Origin of the sequence: Citrobacter sp. TBCS-14 (genome assembly GCF_005280805.1) — a bacterium.
Lineage (GTDB): Bacteria > Pseudomonadota > Gammaproteobacteria > Enterobacterales > Enterobacteriaceae > Citrobacter > Citrobacter gillenii.
In genome coordinates, this window is the sequence record NZ_SZWM01000822.1 from 1 (window position 1) to 236 (window position 236).

At 60.2% G+C, this 236-nt stretch carries 1 protein-coding gene; it reads right to left on the reverse strand.

The features are described 5' to 3' along the window. The coding region (locus tag FDX22_RS21490) for an ROK family protein (protein ID WP_146717747.1) at nt 1-236 on the reverse strand (236 nt) is incomplete at both ends.

The following is a 236-nucleotide window of genomic DNA, read 5'->3' on the forward strand; positions in this document are numbered from 1 at the left end:
GCATGATATTCAGCCCACGCAGCGGCCTGTGCGTCATTCACCGCCAACGTCGGTAGACCGGTGAATGACTCCAGCGTTTGCACCAGCGGGAAATGCATCAATCCCCCCAGATTTAATGGATTCAGTGCCAGGAGCGCGCCCTCACGGATGATGCCGGTTGAGGCAATCGCCACGCGCTGAGCCTGTGCCAGCAACGGCTCAATCAGCGCTTCCAGAGCAGCTCGCAGCGCTTGTGG